Below are 18,578 nucleotides of genomic sequence, written 5' to 3' on the forward strand. Positions count from 1 at the left end.
GGTATCCGGATTCATGTCGGCGGCCCCTGGGCATCTAGGCTGTCTCCATGCTCCCGACGTCCCGAACGCCCCTCGGCGGTGCCGCGCTCGACGACCTCGGCGTCCGGCTCCACGACGGCGTCGGCACCCTGCGGATCTGGTCGCAGAACGCGTCGTCCATCGAGCTCGTGATCTTCGACGCCACCGACCTCGACTGGGAGACCGCACAGCTCCCGCTCGAGCGCCGCCCCGGCGGGGTGTGGGAGGTCACCACCGACCTGCTGCAGCCAGGCATCCGCTATGCGCTGCGGGTCGACGGTCCGCACGGCCGCGGCAACACCTTCAACTCGGAGACCCTGCTGCTCGACCCGTACGCCCGCGGCCTCGCCCAGGGTGACGGCTACGAGGAATGGCGGTCGGTCGTGATCGCCGACGGCTTCGACTGGAACGGCGTCGCGAAGCCGAACACCCCCCTGGATCGCACCGTGATCTACGAGGGGCATCTCAAGGGAATGACCAAGCGCCACCCCGGAGTGCCGCCCGCCCTGCACGGCACCTACGCCGGCCTCGCGCACCCCGCGATGATCGAGTACTTCCACTCGCTCGGCATCACCGCGATCGAGCTGCTGCCCGTGCACGCCTTCGTACCCGAGCCGCGGCTGCTCGAGAAGGGCCTCACCAACTACTGGGGCTACAACACGCTCAGCTTCTTCACGCCGCACACCGCCTACGCCACCGAGGATGCGCGCAAGGGCGGACCAGAGGCCGTGCTCGCCGAGTTCAAGGGCATGGTGCGGCTGCTGCACGAGGCCGGCCTCGAGGTGATCCTCGACGTCGTGTACAACCACACCAGCGAGGAGGGCCTCGGCGGCCCCCGCTCGAGCTTCCGCGGCATCGACAACGCGCTCTACTACCGGCAGACCGCCGACGGCGCGTACATCGACACCACCGGCGTCGGCAACACCGTGAACACGGCCACGGATGCCGCTGCGCGCCTCGTCCTGGACTCGCTGCGCTACTGGGCGCAGGAGATGCAGATCGACGGCTTCCGCTTCGACCTCGCCGCGGCGCTCGGGCGTGACGCCAATCACGAGTACACCCGCGAGCATCCGCTGCTGCAGGCGATCGCGGAAGATCCCGCGCTGCAGGACGTCAAGCTCATCGCAGAGCCCTGGGACGTCGGGATGGGCGGCTGGCAGACCGGAAACTTCCCCACCGGTTGGAGCGAGTGGAACGACCGCTACCGCGACCGCGCCCGCAACTTCTGGCTCAGCGACATCGATTACGCCCGCCGCGCATCCGCACCGGTGGGCATCGGCGGCTTCGCCAACCGCCTCGCAGGCTCCGCGAACACCTACAGTGAGGAGCGCGGACCTCTCGCGAGCATCAACTTCGTCACCGCGCACGACGGGTTCACCCTGCACGACCTCGTCTCCTACGACGTGAAGCACAACGAGGCCAACGGCGAGAACAACCACGACGGCGCCGACATGAACCGGTCGTTCAACCACGGTGCCGAGGGGCCGACGGATGATCCGTCGATCCTGGCCGCCCGCCGCAAGGCGATGCGCAACCTGATGGGTACGCTGCTGCTCTCGGCCGGTATCCCGATGATCACCGCCGGCGACGAGTTCGGGCGCACGCAGCGCGGCAACAACAACGCCTACTGTCAGGACTCCGCATTGACCTGGCTGGGCTGGGATCACGAGCCCTGGCAGCAGGACCTGCGCGAGCACGTCGTGCTGCTCACCCGGCTGCGTGCCGAGAACCCCGCACTGCGTCCGGCGCGCTACGCACGTCTCGGCGAGCACGTGCCGGAGGCCTCGGTGATGGACTGGTTCGATCAGGACGGCGGGACGATGGAGGTCGAGCAGTGGAACGACCCCCGCAACCGCACCCTGCAGTACGTCGCGGCCACCGGCGGGCAGACCTCCGAGGCCAACCGCATCCTGCTGATCGTGCATGGGACGGAGGCGCCGATCGACGTGCGCCTGCCGGACTCGATCGAGGGGGCGACGGCGTTCGTCTCGCTCTGGTCGAGCGCGGATGAGCGGCCCGACGACAGCCTGCGCCGGTACGCACCCGGCGACGTTCTTCCGCTCTCCGGAACGTCGATGCAGTTGTTCCGCATCGAGTGATCCGGTCCTTTCGGATCCTCGCCGTCACGCGGAATCCGAAAGCTACCCGCCGGGCACCGTGGCCTGTACATTCAAGGTGTGGCTGCTCGTTCTGTCTCGAATCCGGCGGTGCTCCGAAGCCCCGCACAGATCCCCTTGCGGCCCGCCGCCGATCAGAAGGATGGCGCGCCAGGCACGCTTCTCGGGCGCATCCCGCTCGCGGACATGTCGCCCGCCGCACCTGGCGGCTTCTCTCCGAAGGCCTTCGCAGGCGAGGTGGTGCCGTTCCGGGTCGTCGCATTCCGCGAGGGGCATGATCTCATCGGCGCGCATGTCCGCCTGCGTGCGCCGGAGGGCGAGGAGAGCCTGCACCGGCTGAGCCCGCAGAACGACGGCACCGACGGCTGGCAGACGTCGATCGCGCTGGACGCCTCGGGCACCTGGTCGTTCCGGTTCGAGGGTTTCTCCGACGACTTCGCGACCTGGGCGCACGCCGCCGAGGTCAAGGCCGAGGCGGGCGTGGACCTCGAGGTCATGAGCATCGCCGGCGTGCAACTGCTCGCGCGCGCCTCGGGCGAGCAGGATCGGCCGGCAGCCGAGCGACGCGCGATCAAAGCGGCGGCGAAGCGATTGGAGGACGCCGACGCCGGCATCCTCGCATCCGTCGCATCCGATGCCGCACTCGCGGCACACTTCGCCGAGCGGCCTCTCATGACCCTCGCCGCGTCCACCGAATGGCAGACGCTGCTCGTCGAGCGGACCGCCGCAGGAGCCGGGGCCTGGTACGAGTTCTTCCCGCGCTCCGAGGGCGCGAAGCGCCGCAAGGACGGCAGCATCGTGAGCGGCACCTTCCGCACGGCGATCAAGCGCCTGCCGGCGGTCGCCGACATGGGCTTCGAAGTGCTCTACCTGCCGCCCATCCATCCGATCGGCCGCACGCACCGCAAGGGCCCGAACAACACCCTCGTCGCAGGTCCCGCGGACCCGGGATCTCCCTGGGCGATCGGCGCCGCCGAGGGCGGCCATGACACCGTGCATCCCGACCTCGGCACCCTCGCCGACTTCCGTGCCTTCGTGCGCGCCGCGAACAAGGCCGGAATCGAGGTCGCGCTCGATCTCGCGCTGCAGGCCGCTCCGGACCATCCCTGGGTGCAGTCCCACCCTGAGTGGTTCACGACCCTGCCGGACGGCACGATCGCCTACGCTGAGAACCCTCCGAAGAAGTACCAGGACATCTATCCGCTGAACTTCGACAACGACCCCGAGGGTCTCTACGCCGAGGTGCTGCGCGTCGTGGAGCACTGGATCGCCCAGGGCGTGCGCATCTTCCGCGTCGACAACCCACACACCAAGCCGCTGCGGTTCTGGGAGTGGCTGATCGGCACCGTGAACGCCCAGCACCCCGACATCGTCTTCCTCGCCGAGGCGTTCACCCGCCCCGCGCCGATGCGCGGGCTCGCGGCCGCGGGCTTCCAGCAGAGCTATTCGTACTTCACCTGGCGCAACACGAAGGCGGAGCTCGAGGAGTTCCTCACCTCGGTGTCCACCACGACCGCGCACTACATGCGTCCGAACCTGTTCGTCAACACCCCCGACATCCTCACGGAGTACCTGCAGTACGGCGGCCGAGCCGCCTACCGCATCCGCGCCTGCCTGGCCGCGACCGCAGCGCCGCTGTACGGCGTGTACGCCGGCTACGAGCTATTCGAGAACGTGGCCCGCCCCGGCTCCGAGGAGAACATCGACAACGAGAAGTACGAGTACAAGCTGCGCGACTGGGCCGGCGCCGAGGAGCGCGGCGACTCGCTCGCTCCTCTGCTGCGCCAGCTGAACGGCATCCGTCGCGAGCATCCGGCGCTGCGTCAGCTGCGCAACATCTCGTTCCACTGGAGCGACGACGATGCGATCCTGGTCTACTCGAAGCACCTCGACGCGGCCTTCACCGGCACGGGTGCCGACGACACGATCATCGTCGTCGCCAACGTCGACCCGCACTCGGTGCGGGAGACCACCGTGCACCTCGACACCACGCTGTGGGGCGTCGCCCCCGGCGACCCTTTCGAGGTCGAGGACCTCCTCACCGGCGCGGTCTGGACCTGGACCGACCATGACTACGTGCGACTCGACGCGTTCGCTGAGCCGGTGCACATCCTGAGGGTGAAGGAGCGATCATGAGCTATGTCGAGGACGTCTCCGTCTCGGCGGACTGGGAGAAGACCGCGCACGGCGCGCACCACGAGCCGCATACGCTGCTCGGCTCGCACCCGAAGGCGGGTGCCGCGGGCCGCGCCACGACCGTCATCCGGGTGCGCCGTCCGCTGGCGGAGTCCGTCGCAGCCGTCTTCGCCGACGGCGACCGCGTTCCGCTCGAGCATGTCGCGCACGGCATCTGGGAGGGCACGCATGGCGGCCCACCCGCCCCCTACCGCGTGGCCACGATCTACGAGGGGCAGGACGAGGTCATCGACGGAGACCCCTACCGGCACCTCCCGACGCTCGGCGAGGTTGATCTGCATCTCATCGGCGAGGGGCGCCACGAACGGCTCTGGGAGGTGCTCGGCGCGCACCCCCGCATCCTCGACGGCGAGACCGGCGTCGCCTTCGCGGTGTGGGCGCCGAATGCGCAGGCCGTGCGCGTGGCCGGCGATTTCAACGGCTGGAACGGCGAGGGCCACGCGATGCGGTCGATGGGCTCCTCCGGGGTCTGGGAGCTGTTCATCCCCGACCTGACGATCGGAACCACGTACAAGTACCAGCTGCTCACGCCGGACGGCAGGTGGATCTTCAAGGCCGATCCGATGGCGCAGGCGGCCGAGGTGCCGCCCGCCACGGCCTCGGTGGTCACCCTCGACGCCTACACCTGGGCCGACGGCGCCTGGATGACACGACGCGCGGCGACGCACGCCGTGGCCCAGCCCATGTCGGTCTACGAGGTGCACCTGGGCTCGTGGCGCGGCGGAATGAGCTATCGCGACGTCGCCCAGCCGCTCATCGAGCACGTCATCTCCGCCGGGTTCACGCACGTCGAGCTGATGCCGGTCGCGGAGCATCCGTTCGGCGGCTCCTGGGGCTACCAGGTCACCGGCTATTACGCGCCGACGAGCCGCTACGGGACACCTGACGACCTGCGGTTTCTGATCGATCAGCTTCATCAGGCGGGCATCGGCGTGATCCTGGACTGGGTGCCCGGTCACTTCCCCAAAGACGACTTCGCATTGGCGAGGTTCGACGGCAGGCCGCTCTACGAGCACCCGGATCCGCGGCGCGGGGAGCACCAGGACTGGGGCACCCTGATCTTCGACTACGGCCGCAACGAGGTGCGTGGCTTCCTCGTCGCCAACGCCCTGTACTGGCTGAGCGAGTTCCACATCGACGGCCTGCGCGTCGACGCCGTGGCATCCATGCTCTACCTGGACTACTCCCGCCGCGACGGCGAGTGGGAGCCGAACGTGCATGGCGGGCGGGAGAACCTCGAAGCGATCAGATTCCTGCAGGAAGTGAACGCGACCGCCTACCGCAGCTTCCCCGGCATCGTCATGATCGCCGAGGAGTCCACGGCGTTCCCCGGCGTCACCGCGCCCACCACGGCCGCCGGTCTCGGCTTCGGCTTCAAGTGGAACATGGGCTGGATGAACGACTCGCTGGAGTACATGAAGCGGGATCCGATCCACCGTGCGCACCACGAGGGCGAGATGACGTTCTCATTCGTGTACGCCTTCGGCGAGAACTACGTGCTGCCCATCAGCCATGACGAGGTCGTGCACGGCAAGGGCACCCTGGTTTCCCGGATGCCCGGCGACCACGCCCACAAGCTCGCGAACGTGCGCGCCTACCTGGCGTACATGTGGGGCCACCCCGGCAAGAAGCTGCTGTTCATGGGACAGGAGTTCGGGCAGATCGGCGAGTGGTCACCGGACCGGGAGCTGGACTGGTGGCTGCTCGAGCAGCCCTCCCACCAGCAGCTGCTGGACTTCGTCGGTGCTGTCAACCGCACCTATCGCACACAGGCGCCACTGTGGGAGCGGGACAACGACGGATCCTCGTTCTCCCGCCTCGGCGCGCCGACCTGGGACCCGAGCATCGTCGCGTTCGAACGCCGCGATGCACACGGCGGTCGATTGGTCGTGGTGAGCAACTTCGCCGGGGTCCAGCGGACCGGCCACCGCCTCGACCTGCCGCTCCCCGGAGTCTGGCAGGAGGTGCTGAACACGGATGCTGCGGAGTTCGGCGGCTCGGGGAGCGGGAACCTCGGCCTCGTCACCGCTCACCCTGTGGGCGAGGGCGCCGTGCCGGTGGCCACCATCACACTGCCCGCACTGTCGACGATCTGGCTGCGCCACCAGAGCGACCCGCACGTGCCGGCGGCGACGTTCAGCTGAGACGACGGATGGCCGGGGACGCGAGTCCCCGGCCATCCGTCGTCTCAGCTTGTCAGAACAGCAGGGATGCCAGTCGCGTGCGGGCTGCGCCCACGCGCGGGTCGGCAGAGCCGATCAGGTCGAACAGCTCCACGAGACGCTCGCGCACCGGGATCCGCTCATCGGCGGGCAGCGCGGCGAACAGGTCGAGCAGACGTCCGAAGGCGTCGTCGACATGGCCCCCCGCGATGTCGAGGTCGGCCACGGCGAACTGGGCCTCCGGGTCGAGCGGCGCCTCGGCTGCAGCCGACCGTGCGGCCTGCAGGTCGAGGTGCTGAACGCGGGCGAGCAGCCTCACCTGGCCGAGACCGGCCTTGGCGTCCTCATCGCGCGGGTTCTCGGCCAGAGCCTTCTCGTACGCGGCGATCGCGCGCTGGTAGTCGCCGGCCTCGATCGCCTCGAACGCCTCGGCGTGCAGCGGGGGCAGCGGAGCCTCCTCCGGCTCAGCAGGCGCTTCGCCGGGCTCCCCTGCCGCCACCGAACCGCTTACGCCGTTCTGTGCGGCGAGTTCCAGAAGACGTGCGAACACCTCGCGCACCTGTTCCTCGGGCACGGCACCCGTGAACATGGGAACGGGCTGCCCGCCGATCAGGGCGACGACCATCGGGATCGACTGGGCACGGAAGCCCTGCGCGATCTGGGGGTTGGCGTCGACGTCGACCTTGGCGAGCACGACGCGTCCGGCCTGCTCACGCGTGACCTTCTCGATGATGGGACTGAGCTGCTTGCACGGCCCGCACCACTCCGCCCACAGGTCCACCACGACGGGGACCGTGTTGGACAGCTCCAGGATCTGAGCGAAGGTCGCGTCGGTGACGTCGACGACGACGTCCGGCACGCCCTGCTGGACGGGCGCCGCACCGGATGCCGGCGCCTGCGGCCGGTCCCGGAGCGTGGACAGGTCGACGGCGCCGCGCAGGGCGGCTGCGGAGATGTCGCTCATTTGATGATCTCGACCTTCAGGGTGTTCTGGTGGAACGAGAGCAGCTGGATCTGCGCGCTCGCGCCCTGGGCGGGAACGGCGAAGAACAGCTGCATGCCGTAAGTGGTGCGCACACCCTTCGCCGCCTCCTTCGCGCCGGTCAGCGCGACCGCCTCCGCATTGTTCTCGAACTTGATCACGGCATCGGGCGTCGTCGGCGTGACGGTCTGCGTGTCGACGACCGAGACCGACACGATCGCACCGCTGTCGAGGGTGGCCATCGAGACCGGGTCGAACGCGGAAGGGGTCATGTCGAAGGCGACCTTGGACGTCTTGTCGGCGCCCACCTTCTTGAGGTCTGCCAGCAGCGCCGCCCGGCTCGCGATGATCTGATCGGCCTGCTTCTTGGAAGCGGCGTCGAAGTCACCGAAGTAGGGGCTCTTCTCGCCCTGATCCACGAGGGACGAGAAGGCGTCCGCCACCTCGGCCGGCGGCATCTTCAGGAAGGTGGACTCCGGCGGCACCGGGGTCGTGCCCAGCCATGCCGGGGCGAGCTTGGGCAGCTGCGCGGATGCGAGCATGTCGGCCATCGTGTTCACGCGGTAGTTCGACCACGGATCGGCCTGCGTCATCGTGAAGATCACGGGCGGCGCCTTGGCCTCCGACGACTTGGTGAGCATCATCACCGTGCGGGGCCAGCTGTCGGTCGCCTGCGGCAGCACCACCTCGACCTTGTCCGCGGGCAGCGCAGCGGGGATCCCGAGCTTCGGGTTCTTGGCGCCCATCGCGTAGTCGGTCGCTCGCGCCTGCAGCACGGCACCGTCCAGGCGCGTCGTGGCCAGGGTGAGATCGCGTGCCGCGTCGGCGTCGGTCACCGTCTTCGAGATGTCCTTGAGGATGCGGGAGGCCTGTGCCTCCGTCACAGCCGGCGGCTTCTGGTTGTCGGGAGCGACGACGGTCGGCGTGGGCGTGGGACTGGTCGACGCATCGAACTGCGGCCAGGAGTCCGCGCTGCATCCCGTAGCGAGCACTGCGGTCAGACCGATCGCGGGGATCGCGACGGCCAGGCGGCGACGCATCCGGTGTGCGGTGCGGCGCGCACGGCCGTCATCGCCGGCGGGCTCGTCGATGCCCTCCGGCGTCGTCACGGGTCCGGTGCCGATCGACTCGTGCTCCGGCAGCTGGTCGACCGCGAGGTCGATCGGCTGCGTGGGCGGCAGAGGGCCGGGGCCCTTGCGGCGCGGGCCTTTGCCGCGACGCTGGTGACGGATGCCGAGGATGTAGAGCACGAGGCCGATGAGCAGGGCCAGACCACCGCCCACGAAGAGCGGGCCGACCCAGGGAGTCGTGGTCTTCAGCGGCCACGTGACCATGATGTCGGAGGGCGCGTCCTCCACGCCGTCGCGTGCGACGAGCACGCTCATCCCCTCGGGGAGCTGAAGGTTCGCGATCAGCGAGTCCTTGTCGGTGTACGAGTCGAGCCACAGGTCTGATCCGGCCGGGTTGCGGCCGGCCTCGCTGGTGGACTCGACGTCGGCCTTCACGACCTTGGTGCGCGGCTCGCCCTTCTTGTCGAGGGTGATGCTGTCGTACTCGGCGTCGGACAGCCAGGCCTTCATGTCGGCGGTGCGACCGTACGCGACGAACAGGTCGCCCTTGCCGCGCACCATGAGCGTCTGCTGGCCGGGGTTGGCGCGCAGGACATCGCTCGAGATGAGCACATAGGGTTCAGGGTCGCCCGCGGGCATCTCCATCTGCACCTCTGAGGGGCCCATGAAGACGGTACGCTGAGCGACGCCTGCACCGATCATGACCGCGGCCAGAATGAAGGCCACGACGGCCCATACGAATCGCACGAGAAGACTCCTTACGTGACCCCGGCATCTGCCAGAGGTCTCCGCTCGACATTCCAGGGTAGCGGGAAGCGCCTGTGCGTTTTCCACACGAGACCCGAATACGATCGGATGCCACGACTCCCCCGGCTCGTCCAGGCTTCAACGCAGCGACCGAATAAGCTGGCGTTCACCCTCAACAGGAGAATCGATGAAGATCGTCAGCCCGTTCCGCACCGCGCTCGTCGCGACGCTCGGCGTGGGCCTGGGGATCATGCTCATCGGCAGCGTGCAGACGCTCTCCACCGTGCTGCTCTACATCGGCACCGCGCTGTTCATCAGCCTGGGCCTCGATCCGGCGGTCACCTTCCTCGAGCGATGGCTGCCGCGCTGGGCTGCCGTGCTGGCCACGGTCATCGCCGTGCTCGCAGTGCTCACCGGCGTCGTGCTCATCGTGCTGCCGGTGTTCGTGCAGCAGATCGGACAGCTGGTGCAGCAGATCACCACGATCCTGCAGCGGCCCGAACCCTTCGAGGACTTCAAGGACTGGCTCAAGCAGACCTTCCCGATGCTGAAGGTCGACGACGTGTTCCTGTACGTGGAGGAGTGGCTCAACACCAACGTCACCGAGATCGGCAGCAAGATCGGCCAGGGCGTGCTGGTCTTCGGGGGTGCGGTCGCCGCCGGACTCTTCGGCACCTTCATCGTGCTGGTCCTGACCATCTACATGACCGCCTCGACCCCCTCGTTGAAGCGTGCCGTCTACCAGCTGGTCCCCGCGTCCAAGCGCGAGCGCTTCATCGACCTCGCCGACCAGATCACCGATTCCGTCGGCTACTACGTCATGGGGCAGGTCACCCTCGGCGTGATCAACGGCGTCCTCAGCATGATCTTCCTGTCGATCATCAATGCGCCGTTCCCCGCGGTGCTGGCAGTGATCGCGTTCTTCTTCTCGCTGATCCCGCTGGTGGGCACGCTGACCGGATCGACCATCATCGTGCTGACCTGCCTGATCCCTGGCCTCGCCTCGCCGACGACCGCGATCGCGGCGGCGGTCTGGTACCTGATCTACATGCAGATCGAGGCGTACTTCATCTCGCCCCGCATCATGAGCCGCGCGGTGTCCGTCCCCGGCGCCGTCGTCGTGATCGCAGCGCTGGCGGGCGGCTCACTGCTCGGCTTGCTCGGGGCCCTCATCGCCATCCCGGTCGCGGCGAGCATCCTGATCATCTACCGCCAGGTGGTCATCCCGAAGATGAACGAGCGCTGACCCGCGCGCTGCCTCAGGCGATGTTCCAGCAGCGTGTGTGCCAGTGCCGACGCGCCGCCAGGTCTGCGGCGTCACCGAGGACACCGTCCGCGCGCCACACGACGAGGTGTGCGGTGCCGGGAGCGATCGTGCCGCGGCATCCAGGGCAGGTGTAGTCCTTCTGCGCCTGGGAGGCGCTCACGGGCTGCACGGTCCACTCCTGCCCGCGACGGGTCTCGGAGCGCTTCCAGCCGGCTATCAGCCGGTCGAGCGAATCATCGGCGACACGAGGATCCGGTCGCCGTCTGCGTGAGCGTGCCATGCCGGCCGCTCACCACCAGTGATTGCGCGACCAGTATGCGTAGGCGCCCGCCCAGCCGCCGTAACGCCCGTTGGCGTAGCCGGTGCCCCACCGGAGGTTGTCGACCGGGTTGTAGCCGTTGCCGGGAACCTTGCTGCAGGGCAGAGCCTGCACAAGACCGCACGCACCGGAGGACTTGTTCGTCGCGTTCGGGTTCCAGCCGCTCTCTCGCGAGACGATGTAGTCGACATACGGCCAGTCGCTCTTCGCGATCCCGGCCGCCGTCATCCACTGCTCCTTCGAGCCGCCGCCGGTGTACTTCGGCGTGCCTGCGGAACCGCCCCCAGTGGTGGACTTGCCCGACTTCTCGGTGCTGGTCACTACCGGCTTGGGCTTGGGCTTCGGCTTGACGTAGACCTCGAAGGTGCCACGCGTGGCAGGGGCGACGTCCGCACCGGCGACCGTCACTGTGAGGTTCTGGCCCTCCTGCTCCGCGAGGGAGTAGGCGGTGACGGCGTCTTCCGCGGTGGACGAGGGGTCTGCCACGGCCATTCCCGTCGGCGCCAGCAGCGCGGCGGAGAAGCCGACCACGGCCATGCTCGCCACGACTGCGGCGATCGGTCGACGGGCCTTGCTGCGACGGCCGCGCGGGGACGCGGAGGCCGCGCTTGCAGGGCGCAGTTCAGGCGTAATCGATTCGTTATCGGGAGTCACGATGCCGGTCAGTCTATGCGATCCGGCCTGAAACATCCATGAGAACGCGCGGTCCCCCGTCAACGGACGGCAAGAATGACCTCGACGGTGGCGTCCAGGAGGGCGTCCACCTGCTCCTCGCGGTAGCCCCCGCGCTGCATCCGGAATGCCGCATTGCGCACCTGCTCAGCACTGAGCTCGTCCCCGTCACGGAGAAAACCGGTGATCCGCTCCGCGACGTGATCGACCTCGTCGATCCGGTAGCCGAACGTCAGTAGCCCGGTGCGAGCGAAACGATGCTTCGGCTCGCGGGCGAGGTGATCCAGGATCACCTGCGCGTCGGCGCGGGCCTCGGCAACCCAGACCTCGACGCCCTTCGAGCGAACCATGCGCTCGCGCGCACGGGCGGCGAACGCGTCCTCGATGCGTCCGAGCGCGGAGTCCACCTCTGCCACGTCGTATCCCTCTTTCACGAGCGGGAACGAGGCGACCCGCACATCCTCTGACGTCAGGTCATCCGCTCCGCTCTCGAAAGCGCGGCGCGCAGAGTCGAGGAATGTGTCCACCGCGGCACGGTGATAGCCCTTGTGACGCCCGGTGGTGAGCGTGAACGCGGGAGGCGTGGTCTCCTCGTCAGCGAACTGGGCGGCGAAATCAGCGGTCATCAAGGCACCATCCAGGGTGTGGTGAGGAGCACGTACAGGGCGAACGCGGGCACCGTCGAGGGCAGGATGCTGTCGAGACGGTCAAGCAGACCACCGTGGCCCGGCAGCCAGGAGCTCATGTCCTTGATGCCGAGGTCGCGCTTCAGCATCGACTCCCCGAGATCGCCGAGTGTGGCGGATGCGAGGATCGCCGCGCCCAGGACCAGACCTCCCCATAGCGGGATCCCGAGCAGGAACACACCGAGGAGCGCGCCCGCGAGAAGCGATCCGGCGACCGCTCCCGCGAACCCCTCCCATGTCTTCTTCGGGCTGATCCGCGGAGCCATCGGATGCTTGCCGAATGCGAGCCCGGAGACATATGCCGCCGTGTCGGCGACCACGGCGATGGCGATGAACGACAGCACCCACCACTCACCGTGCTCCTGCCGGAGCAGCATCAGCGCGAAGGCGGTGAGCAGGGGTACGTAGATCTGCACGAATCCGCTCACGAGCACATCGGCGAGCACATCGCCGTAGGTCCGGCCGTCGGCGACGACCATCTGTGCGACCATGCGCCACACGCACACGAAGGTCACGGAGACGAACAGCATCACCCAGCTCAGCCAGGTCGAGTCCAGGTAGCCCGTGGGGATCAGGATCGCGGCGGCGATCAGCTGAGGCACGACGTCGATCCGTCGCCCGCCGCCCTTGAGCGCGCGCGACACCTCGTACGTCCCCAGGAGACCTGCGGCCAGTGCGATCGGCACAAACAGCCACTTCACGAACAGCAGTGACGCCAGCAGCACCGCACCGAACGCGACGCCGATGAGGATCGCGACGATCAGATCCCGGCCGGTGCGCTCCTTGATGCGCTCGTTGGCCTGGTCGAACTGGTCGCGCGCATTGGAGACATGGGAGCCCAGCTCGTCGCGCGCAGCGCGCCACTGCTCACGGATCGCGCTGTGGTCGGCGGTGTCGAACGGGCTCTTCTCAGCGGGGGGCTGCATCGGCTCACCGGCGGGAGACTTCGGTGCCTGCGACGGCTGCGCTGGAGCAGGCCGCACCGGCTCGGCTGCCGGCGGCACCGGCTGCGGCGGGATGACCGCGGGCGCCGGCGGGATGTCGGGGCGAGCCGGCTGGCTCGGCCGGGCGGGCGATGCAGCCGACTCGGAAGGCTCGGGAGCTGCAGAGGACTGGGCAGGGGCCGGCGGCTCCGACGGAGTGCCGACGACGGGTACTCCGCGCACCGGCGTCACGGCATCCGCGGCATCCGCCTGCGGAGTGCCCTGCACCGGCGTCGCAGCTGCCGCCGCTGCCTCCCGAGCCTCTCGTCGGGTGAGCGGACGATCCTGCGAAGAAGAATCGTCAGACATCCCTGTCACACCTCGAGGAGCTCGGCCTCTTTGCGCTTGAGAGCGTCGTCGATGAGATCGACGTGCTGGCGGGTGAGAGCATCGAGCTCCTTCTCGCCACGGCCGACCTCATCCTCGCCGACCTCGGTCTTGAGTGCGTCCAGGCCGTCCTTCGCCTTGCGGCGGATGCCGCGGATCTGGACCTTGGCGTCCTCGCCCTTGGTGCGGACCAGCTTGACGTACTCCTTGCGCCGCTCGGCGGTCAGCTCGGGCATGGTGATCCGCACGATGTTGCCGTCGTTGGTCGGGTTGACACCGAGGTTCGGCATGTCCCGGATGGCCTGCTCGATCGCTTTGAGCGCCGACTTGTCATAGGGCGTGATGATCAGCGAGCGCGCCTCGGGGTTGGCCAGCGAGGCCAGCTGAGCCAGCGGCGTCGGCGAGCCGTAGTAGTCGACCATCACCTTCTGGAACATCTGCGGGTTCGCGCGCCCGGTGCGGACCGTGGCGAAGTCCTCCTTGGCGGCTTCGACCGCCCGCGTCATGCGAGAGGTGGTATCTGCGAGGACATCCGCGATCACGGGTTCTCCATTCGTCGAGTGGTTCTGGCAATTCTACCGGCGGGCCGCTGAGTGCCGCGCCGGGACAGGGCGAGTCAGGAGGTGACGAGGGTGCCGATCGGGTCTCCGAGCAGCGCCTTGGTCACGTTTCCGGCCGGCTCCATGCCGAACACGCGCATGTCCATGTTGTTGTCCATGCACAGGCTGAACGCGGTGGAGTCGACGACCTTGAGGCCGCGCTGCAGGGCGTCACGATAGGTCACGCGCTCGATCTTCTCGGCGTCGGCGTGCTTGTTCGGGTCGGCGGTGTAGATCGCGTCGACGCCGTTCTTGGCGACGAGCACCTCTTGCGCGCCGATCTCGAGTGCCCGCTGCGCGGCCACGGTGTCGGTCGAGAAGTACGGCAGACCCGCACCGGCTCCGAAGATCACGACGCGCCCCTTCTCCATGTGCCGCTCTGCGCGCAGCGGGATGTAGGGCTCGGCGACCTGCGTCATCGAGATGGCGGACTGCACACGCGTGGGCGCGCCCGCCTGCTCGAGGAAGTCCTGCAGTGCGAGGGCGTTCATGACCGTGCCCAGCATGCCCATGTAATCGGCACGACCGCGGTCCATGCCGCGCTGGCTGAGCTCGGCCCCGCGGAAGAAGTTGCCGCCGCCGACGACGATCGCCACCTCGACGCGGTCGGTGGCCGCCGCGATGTCGCGAGCGATTGCGCTGACGACATCCGGGTTGACGCCCAACTGGCCGCCGCCGAAGGCCTCTCCGGAGAGCTTGAGGAGGACGCGACGGCGTCCGGTGCGTTCGGTCATTGGGAGAGTCCTCTCATCGGTATCACGATAGTGGCAATGCCCTGCGGGCATGAAGAAGGGGTTCGGACCCTGTGCGGATCCGAACCCCTTCTCGTGGCTTACGCGCCGACCTTGAAACGCGCGAAGTCGGTCACCGTGATGCCGGCGTCCTTCGCGACCTGGCCGACGGACTGCTTGTTGTCCTTGGCGTAGTCCTGGTCGAGCAGTGCGACCTGCTTGAAGAACGCGGCGACGCGGCCCTCGACGATCTTCGGCAGGGCGGCCTCGGGCTTGCCCTCGTTGCGGGAGATCTCGGTGACGATCTCGCGCTCCTTCTCGACCACGTCCGCGGGGACGTCCTCACGGGTGAGGTAGATCGGGTCGGCGAACGAGATGTGCTGCGCGATGCTGCGAGCGGTCTCGGCGTCGGTGCCGCTGTACGCGACGACGACACCGATCTGCGGGGGCAGGTCCTTGCTGGTGCGGTGCAGGTAGACCTCCACGGCGTCGCCCTGGATGCGGCGGACGCGGCGGAGCTCGACCTTCTCGCCGAGGATCGCGGCCTCGTCCGAGATGAGCTGCTCGACGGTCTGGTCGCCGGCTGCGGCGGCCAGCACCGACTCGACCGAGTCGGCGGACGCTGCTGCTGCGGCGTCGGCGACCTTCTCGGCGAGGGCGATGAACTTCTCGTTCTTCGCGACGAAGTCGGTCTCGCAGGTGAGCTCGATCAGCGTCACGGCGCCGTCGTGCTCGCGAGCGACGACGAGGCCCTCGCTGGTCGAACGGTCAGCGCGCTTGGCGTTGCCCTTGGCGCCCTTGAGACGCAGGATCTCGGTCGCCTTCGCGACGTCGCCGTCCGCCTCCTCGAGCGCCTTCTTGGTGTCGACCATTCCGGTGCCGAGCTGCTCACGCAGCGCCTTGATGTCGGCGATGGTGAAGTTGGCCATGTGTGGTGGCTCCTTGCTTCGTTATGTGTGCGTGGGATGCTTACTTGGAGTCGCCCTCGGCGACCTCGGCGGCGGCCTCGGCGACGACGGCCTCCTCGACGGCGACCTCAGCCTCGACAGCAGCCTCGACGGCCACCTCATCGGCGACCTCGGCCTCGACGGCAGCCTCAGCGGCGACCTCGACAGCGACCTCGGCCTCAGCGGCGGCCTCGGTGGCGTTCGCCTCGAGAAGCTCCTTCTCCCACTCGGCCAGCGGCTCGGCGTCGCCCGACTCCGGGTTGTGCTTCTGCTGCAGGCCCTCGGCCGCGGCGTCGGCGATGATGCGGGTCAGCAGCGAGACGGAGCGGATCGCGTCGTCGTTGCCGGGGATCGGGTACTGGAAGTCGTCCGGGTCGGCGTTGGTGTCGAGGATGCCGATCACCGGGATACCCAGCTTCTTGGCCTCGTCGATCGCGAGGTGCTCACGCTTGGCGTCGACGACCCACAGGGCCGACGGGGTCTTGGTGAGGTTGCGGATGCCGCCGAGCGACTTGTGCAGCTTGTCGAGCTCGCGCTTCTTGAGCAGCAGCTCCTTCTTGGTGAAGCCCGAGGCGGCCGGGTTCTCGTAGTCGAGCTCCTCGAGCTCCTTCATGCGAGCGAGGCGCTTCGCGATGGTCTGGAAGTTGGTCAGCAGACCACCCAGCCAGCGCTGGTTGACGTAGGGCTGGCCGACGCGGGTCGCCTGCTCGGCGAGCACTTCCTGAGCCTGCTTCTTGGTGCCGACGAAGAGGATGGTGCCGCCGCGGGCGACGGTCTCCTTGACGAAGTCGTAGGCGCTGTCGATGTAGCCCAGCGACTGCTGCAGGTCGATGATGTGGATGCCGCTGCGCTCGGTGAGGATGAAGCGCTTCACCTTCGGGTTCCACCGACGGGTCTGGTGTCCGAAGTGAACGCCGCTGTCGAGCAGCTGGCGGATGGTGACCACAGCCATGGTCGTCTCCTGGTTCTGACGCTCTCACGTCGTTGAGGTTGTCCTCCGGCCGGACGGCCGGATGCCTGGTGCCCGGCGCACATCCCACCCGCCTCGTGAGAGGCAGGACCTGTGGGAGTGGATGCCGCGACCGTGGTCGCTCTGGGCACGCGTAGTCATCCCCGAGAGGGGATGCGGGTTCAAGTGTACAGGATGCCGGGGCGGCGAACCGTCCTCCACAGGCGCGCTTCCGACGCGGGTTCTGCCCCGACCGGAAGTGCTCGCGCCGTCGGCAGGACGCGCAGGACCAGGCTGGATGCATGGACATCGTACGCACCAGTTCGGATGCCGGGCGTCGGCGCTATGCGCGCCGTGCCGCCCTTGTCACGCTGATCGTCACGCTGATGGCGTGCTCGGTGCTCTGGCCGCCGCTCCCACCGCCGGCAGCGGCCGGCGAGTCCCCACCCGCAGCGGATGCGGCGCTCCCGCCCGATGCGCCATGGACCTGGCCCGTGCAGGGTGCCCACGAGATCACGCAGCCGTTCCGCGCGCCGGCACATCGCTACGGACCAGGCCATCGCGGCATGGACATCGCCGCGGCCGGGCCGCTGCGCTCCCCCGCGGCCGGTGTCGTCGCCTTCCGCGGGATCGTGGTCGATCGCGGCGTGCTCACGATCGATCATGGCGACGGATACGTGATCACGCTGGAGCCCGTGAGCTCCGATCTCACGCCCGGCGACGTCGTCGAAGCCGGCCAGATCATCGCGGAGGCATCCACAGGCGGGCATTCACTTTCCGGCGCCGTGCACATCGGCGTGCGCCTGCACGACGAGTACGTGAACCCGCGGCCGCTGTTCGGGGACGTTCCGCGGGCGATCCTCTATCCGTGCTGCGACTCCGGCTGAGGCGCTCAGGCGCGGGGGTGTGCAAGGCGATATGCCGCGGTGAGCCGCTCAGCGGACACATGCGTGTAGATCTGGGTAGTGCCCAGACTCGCGTGGCCGAGGATCTCCTGCACCGCGCGCAGATCGGCGCCGCCGTCGAGCAGGTGGGTGGCCGCTGTGTGCCGCAGCGCGTGCGGCCCGACGGTCTCCGTGCCGACGACGGGAGCCAGCACGCGGGCGACCAGCGCGTACACGGAGCGCGGGCCGATCCGGCCGCCCCGGCTTCCCAGCAGGAGCGCCGGCGTCGGAGCATCCGTCCGCGCGAGGAGGGCTGGGCGCGCCCTGGTCAGATACGCCGTGACCGCGGCCCGCGCCGGCGCGCCGTACGGCACCACGCGCTCCTTCGCGCCCTTGCCGAGCACTCGTGCGGTACCGCGATCCAGGTCGAGGTCGTCGACGTCGAGACCGCACAACTCGGACACGCGCATGCCCGACCCGTAGAGCAGCTCCAGGATCGCGTGATCGCGCAGCGCGACCGGGTCGCCCTGCTCCGCGGTATCCTTCTCCGCGTCCAGCAGTTCGCGCATGCCGTCCTGCGAGGCGACGACGGGCAGCGTCCTGGCGAGCTTCGGGGTCACCAGCCGCAGGCTGGGATCCGCCGTTATTCGCTCCTCATCCTTCGCCCAGCGGAAGAACGAGCGCGCGGCAGCGGCCCGTCTGGCCAGCGTCGTGCGCGCGTCGCCGCGCTGCGTCGCGCGCCAGAGCCACTCGCGCAGCAGCTCGAGGTCGATGTCCTCCAACTCACGATCCCCGGCGGTTCCGCCCAGATCGGCGAGATCGGAGCGGTATGCGCGCACGGTCGCCGGCGAGAGCCGCCGCACCTTCTCCAGGTGTACGACGAACGCCTGGACCGCCTCCGCGTACTGCACCCCTCCAGTCT

General features: G+C 68.6%; 16 protein-coding genes. 5 read left to right on the forward strand and 11 right to left on the reverse strand.

The window, feature by feature from the left end:
* The first annotated feature begins 47 nt into the window (after positions 1 to 47).
* From glgX to glgB, 3 genes are all read left to right on the forward strand, one after another.
* Positions 48 to 2,117 carry a glycogen debranching protein GlgX gene (glgX, locus tag ACFVDO_RS03220; protein WP_378859800.1) on the forward strand — a complete coding sequence of 690 codons (2,070 nt, stop codon included), beginning with the start codon at positions 48 to 50 and terminating at the stop codon, positions 2,115 to 2,117.
* Positions 2,118 to 2,195: 78 nt separating this feature from the next.
* Positions 2,196 to 4,271: a maltotransferase domain-containing protein gene (locus ACFVDO_RS03225; RefSeq protein ID WP_378859801.1), complete on the forward strand. Its 2,076-nt coding sequence runs from the start codon at positions 2,196 to 2,198 to the stop codon at positions 4,269 to 4,271.
* A complete protein-coding gene (gene glgB, locus ACFVDO_RS03230; protein ID WP_378859802.1) occupies positions 4,268 to 6,475 on the forward strand; it encodes a 1,4-alpha-glucan branching protein GlgB in 2,208 nt (735 codons plus the stop codon). The genes ACFVDO_RS03225 and glgB overlap by 4 nt, the downstream gene beginning before the upstream one ends.
* Before the next feature lie 52 nt (positions 6,476 to 6,527).
* Here the strand turns inward: glgB and ACFVDO_RS03235 are convergent, their stop codons facing one another.
* Both ACFVDO_RS03235 and ACFVDO_RS03240 read right to left on the reverse strand, forming a co-directional pair.
* Complete coding sequence (locus ACFVDO_RS03235; protein WP_378857569.1) at positions 6,528 to 7,457, reverse strand: tetratricopeptide repeat protein; 930 nt, start codon at positions 7,455 to 7,457, stop codon at positions 6,528 to 6,530.
* Positions 7,454 to 9,292 carry a glycosyl transferase gene (locus tag ACFVDO_RS03240; protein WP_378857571.1) on the reverse strand — a complete coding sequence of 613 codons (1,839 nt, stop codon included), beginning with the start codon at positions 9,290 to 9,292 and terminating at the stop codon, positions 7,454 to 7,456. The genes ACFVDO_RS03235 and ACFVDO_RS03240 overlap by 4 nt, the downstream gene beginning before the upstream one ends.
* A 187-nt stretch (positions 9,293 to 9,479) precedes the next feature.
* Between ACFVDO_RS03240 and ACFVDO_RS03245 the strand changes: the two genes are divergently transcribed.
* Positions 9,480 to 10,538: an AI-2E family transporter gene (locus ACFVDO_RS03245; protein WP_378857573.1), complete on the forward strand. Its 1,059-nt coding sequence runs from the start codon at positions 9,480 to 9,482 to the stop codon at positions 10,536 to 10,538.
* A 13-nt stretch (positions 10,539 to 10,551) separates the two neighbouring features.
* Here the strand turns inward: ACFVDO_RS03245 and ACFVDO_RS03250 are convergent, their stop codons facing one another.
* The 8 genes from ACFVDO_RS03250 to rpsB form a co-directional block, all read right to left on the reverse strand.
* Positions 10,552 to 10,839, reverse strand: coding sequence for a hypothetical protein (locus ACFVDO_RS03250; protein WP_378857576.1), 288 nt, complete (start codon positions 10,837 to 10,839; stop codon positions 10,552 to 10,554).
* A 9-nt stretch (positions 10,840 to 10,848) separates the two neighbouring features.
* Positions 10,849 to 11,532: a transglycosylase SLT domain-containing protein gene (locus tag ACFVDO_RS03255; protein ID WP_378857578.1), complete on the reverse strand. Its 684-nt coding sequence runs from the start codon at positions 11,530 to 11,532 to the stop codon at positions 10,849 to 10,851.
* Positions 11,533 to 11,591: 59 nt separating this feature from the next.
* The gene (locus ACFVDO_RS03260) at positions 11,592 to 12,176 is read right to left on the reverse strand and encodes a DivIVA domain-containing protein (protein WP_378857580.1); all 585 of its coding nucleotides are present in this window, start codon (positions 12,174 to 12,176) and stop codon (positions 11,592 to 11,594) included.
* Positions 12,176 to 13,528 carry a phosphatidate cytidylyltransferase gene (locus ACFVDO_RS03265; protein ID WP_378857582.1) on the reverse strand — a complete coding sequence of 451 codons (1,353 nt, stop codon included), beginning with the start codon at positions 13,526 to 13,528 and terminating at the stop codon, positions 12,176 to 12,178. Before ACFVDO_RS03265 ends, ACFVDO_RS03260 begins: the two co-directional genes overlap by 1 nt.
* 5 nt (positions 13,529 to 13,533) lie before the next feature.
* Entirely contained in the window at positions 13,534 to 14,088 is a 555-nt protein-coding gene (gene frr / locus ACFVDO_RS03270) for a ribosome recycling factor (RefSeq protein WP_378857584.1), read from the reverse strand.
* Between the two features lie 74 nt (positions 14,089 to 14,162).
* Entirely contained in the window at positions 14,163 to 14,879 is a 717-nt protein-coding gene (gene pyrH, locus ACFVDO_RS03275) for a UMP kinase (RefSeq protein ID WP_378857586.1), read from the reverse strand.
* 98 nt (positions 14,880 to 14,977) lie between these two features.
* Positions 14,978 to 15,805: a translation elongation factor Ts gene (tsf, locus tag ACFVDO_RS03280; protein ID WP_378857588.1), complete on the reverse strand. Its 828-nt coding sequence runs from the start codon at positions 15,803 to 15,805 to the stop codon at positions 14,978 to 14,980.
* A gap of 40 nt (positions 15,806 to 15,845) precedes the next feature.
* On the reverse strand, positions 15,846 to 16,775 hold the full coding sequence (gene rpsB / locus ACFVDO_RS03285; RefSeq protein ID WP_378857590.1) for a 30S ribosomal protein S2: 930 nt from the start codon (positions 16,773 to 16,775) through the stop codon (positions 15,846 to 15,848).
* Between the two features lie 299 nt (positions 16,776 to 17,074).
* On the opposite strand from rpsB, the gene ACFVDO_RS03290 reads away from it, so the two are divergent.
* Complete coding sequence (locus ACFVDO_RS03290; protein WP_378857592.1) at positions 17,075 to 17,659, forward strand: murein hydrolase activator EnvC family protein; 585 nt, start codon at positions 17,075 to 17,077, stop codon at positions 17,657 to 17,659.
* A gap of 5 nt (positions 17,660 to 17,664) precedes the next feature.
* Here the strand turns inward: ACFVDO_RS03290 and ACFVDO_RS03295 are convergent, their stop codons facing one another.
* Positions 17,665 to 18,567 carry a tyrosine-type recombinase/integrase gene (locus ACFVDO_RS03295; RefSeq protein ID WP_378857594.1) on the reverse strand — a complete coding sequence of 301 codons (903 nt, stop codon included), beginning with the start codon at positions 18,565 to 18,567 and terminating at the stop codon, positions 17,665 to 17,667.
* Between the last annotated feature and the right edge of the window lie 11 nt (positions 18,568 to 18,578).

This window comes from Microbacterium sp. NPDC057741, from assembly GCF_042798735.1.
GTDB lineage: Bacteria > Actinomycetota > Actinomycetes > Actinomycetales > Microbacteriaceae > Microbacterium.